At 72.7% G+C, this 4,136-nt stretch carries 5 protein-coding genes; 1 reads left to right on the forward strand and 4 read right to left on the reverse strand.

Translation table 11 applies throughout. The features are described 5' to 3' along the window. The 4 genes from VLJ82_RS12090 to VLJ82_RS12105 form a co-directional block, all read right to left on the reverse strand. Positions 1-175, reverse strand: a 175-nt coding sequence (locus VLJ82_RS12090) for an MGMT family protein (protein ID WP_408663611.1), incomplete at its 3' end; no start/stop codon positions are given. A 17-nt stretch (positions 176-192) separates the two neighbouring features. Further along, a complete protein-coding gene (gene moeZ / locus VLJ82_RS12095; RefSeq protein ID WP_408663607.1) occupies positions 193-1,353 on the reverse strand; it encodes an adenylyltransferase/sulfurtransferase MoeZ in 1,161 nt (386 codons plus the stop codon). 107 nt (positions 1,354-1,460) lie between these two features. After that, entirely contained in the window at positions 1,461-2,321 is an 861-nt protein-coding gene (locus VLJ82_RS12100) for a DUF3152 domain-containing protein (protein ID WP_408663608.1), read from the reverse strand. Between the two features lie 295 nt (positions 2,322-2,616). After that, positions 2,617-3,717: an alpha/beta fold hydrolase gene (locus tag VLJ82_RS12105; protein WP_408663609.1), complete on the reverse strand. Its 1,101-nt coding sequence runs from the start codon at positions 3,715-3,717 to the stop codon at positions 2,617-2,619. 104 nt (positions 3,718-3,821) lie between these two features. On the opposite strand from VLJ82_RS12105, the gene VLJ82_RS12110 reads away from it, so the two are divergent. Continuing rightward, a partial coding sequence (locus tag VLJ82_RS12110; RefSeq protein ID WP_408663610.1) for a TetR/AcrR family transcriptional regulator occupies positions 3,822-4,136 on the forward strand: 315 nt, incomplete at its 3' end.

The raw sequence follows: 4,136 nt of genomic DNA on the forward strand, positions 1-4,136 counted from the left end.
AAGCCAGTACCCGCCCGACGTGCCGCGCACCGGCTATCCCGATGAACTCCGCGACGTCCTTGTAGGACATCACCCGCCCGGACGGGATCAGCTCGACGCAGGCCAGCACCCGTTCCGGCAGCGGCAGCCGCTCGTCCAGCGCCTGCCGGCGCAGGCCGGCCCGGTTCGCCGCCATTCCTCAGAGCGCCATCGTCAGTACGACGGCAGTGACGGGTCCACCTGGTTCACCCAGGCGGTCACGCCGCCCTGCACGTGCACCGCGTCGGAGAACCCGGCGGACTTGACCGCGGCCAGCGTCTCGGCCGAGCGCACCCCGCTCTTGCAATACATCACGATCTGGCGGTCCTGCGGCAGCGAGGCCAGCGCGTCGCCGCGCAGGATCTGGTCCTTGGGCACCAGCTTGGCGCCGGGGATCGACACGATCTCCCACTCGGCGGGCTCCCGGACGTCGATCAGCTCGATGGGCTTGCCGGACTCGAGCAGCTCCTTCAGCTCGGCGGCGGTGATGGTGGAGCCGGCCGCGGCCTGCTGCGCCTCCTCCGACACCACCCCGCAGAAGGCTTCGTAGTCCACCAGCTCGGTGATCGGCGGCGCCGCGGGGTCCTTGCGGATCCGGACGGTGCTGTAGGTCATCTCCAGGGCGTCGTAGATCATCAGCCGGCCGACCAGCGGCTCGCCGACGCCGGTGATCAGCTTGATCGCCTCGGTGGCCATGATCGAGCCGATCGAGGCGCACAGCACGCCCAGCACGCCGCCCTCGGCGCAGGAGGGCACCATGCCCGGCGGCGGCGGGTCCGGGTAGAGGTCGCGGTAGTTGGGCCCGTAGCGGTTCCAGAACACCGAGGCCTGGCCGTCGAAGCGGTAGATCGAGCCCCAGACGTAGGGCTTGTCCAGCAGCACGCAGGCGTCGTTGACCAGGTACCGGGTGGCGAAGTTGTCGGTGCCGTCGACGATCAGGTCGTACTGGCCGAAGATCTCCAGGACGTTGTCGTTGTCCAGCCGGGTGTCGTGCACGATCACCTCGACGAACGGATTGATCTCGCGCACGCTGTCGCGCGCCGAGGATGCCTTGGGCCGGCCGATGTCGGACTGGCCGTGGATGATCTGGCGCTGCAGGTTGGACTCGTCGACCACGTCGAACTCGACGATGCCGAGGGTCCCCACGCCGGCGGCCGCCAGGTACATCAGGGCCGGCGAGCCGAGGCCACCGGCGCCGACGCACAGCACCTTGGCGTTCTTCAGGCGCTTCTGCCCGACCATCGCCACGTCCGGGATGATCAGGTGCCGGCTGTAGCGGCGCACCTCGTCGATGGTCAGCGATTCAGCCGGCTCCACGAGCGGTGGCAGGGACACGAGCTCTCGTCCTTCCAACAAAGCAGCACTGTCAGGTCTTCAGGGCACAACGCCCGGACCGCACTGCCAGATTCCCACACCGCCGCGCACCGGCCCAGCCGGCGGGGTCACTGGTTGCGCTGGAAGAACTCCGTGTCGGGCGCCTCGCCGACCTGCTCGGCGCCGGGGGCGCCGGCGACGCCGGGCGGGAACGGCCACGGATTGGGCCGGCAGGTCTGGCCGCCGGCCACCTTGGTGCCGATGGTCTGCTGCATCATCACCGGCGCCATGCCGTTGGGCAGGCACTCGTGGGCGTGGTTGTGCCCGAGCGCGTGGCCCACCTCGTGGTTGACGGCGTAGCGGTGGTAGTTGGCCAGGTCACCGGCGTAGACCTGCGCACCGCGGGTCCAGCGCGAGACGTTGAGCATCACCCGGCCCACGCTGCCGGCGTTGCAGGAGGTCTCGATCTTGAGCGTGTACCCGCAGATGCTGCGCACCGTGGTCGGGGCCGCCAGGCTGATCCGGAAGTCCACCGGCCCGGAGTCCACCCGCTGCAGCGCGACGGTGCCGGAGCCGATCCAGGACCGCCGGTCGCTGAGCGCCTCCATCACCCCGGCGGCGAACGCCTGCGGGTCCACTCCGGTGATGCCGTTCTCGATGTCGATGGTGAACTTGAACAGCTGGCCTTTGCCGAGCACACCGGACGTGCCGGCGATGGTGGTGAAGACGCCGGTGCCGTTGAAGGTGTAGGCCGGCCCCGGCGGCAGCTGCCAGCTGCGCAGCTTGACCGCGGGGCTGCTGGCCGCCGTGCTGGCCTTGCGCGAGCTGCTGGCGACCGGCCGGCTGCCGGCCGGGCTGGACGCGGCGGTGCTGGCCGGGGCGGCGGGCGTGTCGGAGGGCACCGGCGTGCCACCGGCCGCGCGCGGCTGCGGGTCGCCGCGGTGCAGCCCCATATTGACCACGGCCAGCACCGTGACCACGCTCAGCACCGGCAGCGCGTAGGCGCGCCAGCCGTACCGGCCGGCGAACTCCTGCCAGCGGGTCCGGCCGGTGCGGCGGGGCGGACCCGCAGGCCCCCGGCCGCCGGATCCCTGACCGCCAGGCCCCCGGCCGCCGGATCCCTGACCGCCGGGCCCCTGACCGCCGGATCCCTGACCGCCGGGTCCTTGGCCACCGGTTCGCCGGCCGCCGGGCTGGCTGTCAGCCGCCGGCCGGCGGTCACCGGGCACCCGGCCGTCGGCCGGATATCGCGGCCGCTGCGGGGCGCTCGGTCGGGTCACCGCGTCACAATCCCACACCGGCCTGCCGGAAGCCGTCATTTGCGAAGCCGTCATGTGCGCGGGCCAGCAGCCCCAGGACGGCGCGGGCGGTGCTCACCGGATCCTCCAACTGCGCGGTGTGCCCGACGTCGGGCAGCACCAGCAGGCTGGCGTCCGGCAGGGTCCGGGCCACCCGGGGCGCGTTGGCGACGTCGACCAGCCGGTCGAGCTGGCCCCACACCACCACCGCGGGCGCGGAGATCCGGCTCAGCGCGTGCCAGGGCGAGCGGGTGCCGACCGTCAGGTAGGTACGCACCAGCCCGCGCAGCGACCGCAGCATGGCCTCGCCGGCCCAGCTGTAGCCACGCCGGGTCTCCAGCTCCTCGACCGCCTCGGCCAGCCGGTTCGGCGGCACCAGCTCGGGATGGGCGAAGCACAGCTCGAGCACCGCCCACACCCGGCGCTCGGCCGGCAGCCGGTCCAGCCGCTCGATCGCCCGGTACCCCAGTCCGGGCACCAGCAGCAGCGGCAGCAGGGCGTCCGACCCCTTCTTCGGGCGCAGGTCCGGCACCGCCGGCGAGATCAGGGTGAGGGTGCGCACCAGGTCCGGCCGGCTGGCGGCCAGCTGGATCGAGATGGCGCCGCCCATGGAGTTGCCGACCAGGTGCACCGGGCCGCGTCCGGACTGCTCCAGGTAGTCGACCACCAGCCGGGTGTGCGCGGCGATCGAGTAGTCCCCGCCCGGCGGCGGCCCGGACCGGCCGAAGCCGGGCAGGTCGAGGGCGTGGCCGTCCAGCCACGGCGAGAGCAGGTCGGCCAGGTCGGTGAAGTTGGTCGAGGCCCCGCCCAGGCCGTGCACGTACAGCGCGGGTTCGGCGTCCGGATTGTCCGACGGGGTCGTGCGGACGTTGAGCCGCTGCTCGCCGATCCGCAGCTCGGTGGCCGGCCACGGTTGCCGCGTCGGGTCCGGGGCGGCCAGCCGGTGGTCGGCGGGAGCGGCCAGCACCGCCGTCCGCAACGGGTGTCCGGGCCGGGTGCGCAGGCCGCGGCCGGCCTGCACCAGCCGGCGGCCGGAGCTCAGCGCCCGGCTCTCCAGCAGCACCCGGCCACCCGGCAAGGTCTTCATTGCAACAAAACTACCCGCCCCCGGCTGCGGACGTCCGGCCGCGCCGGCCGGCCCTACCCACCGGTAGCATCGAGGTGCCCCAGCTGCCGGCCAGGAGGTTCCTCATGACCGAAACCATGGACGCCTCGCGCGGAGCCCGGCTGCCGCGCTCGGCCCGGCGCAAGCAGCTGCTGGCCGCCGCCCAGGAGGTCTTCGTCACCCACGGCTACCACGCCGCGGCGATGGACGACATCGCGATCCGGGCCGGGGTGTCCAAGCCGGTGCTGTACCAGCACTTTCCCGGCAAGCTGGAGCTGTACCTGGCGCTGCTGGACACCCACGCCGAGGACGTGCTGGAACGGGTCCGGCAGGCGCTGGCCGAGACCGAGGACAACCGGGTCCGGGTGCACAACGTGCTGACTGCGTACTTCGACTTCGTC

It is taken from the genome of Jatrophihabitans sp., assembly GCF_035474675.1.
Lineage (GTDB): Bacteria > Actinomycetota > Actinomycetes > Mycobacteriales > Jatrophihabitantaceae > Jatrophihabitans_A.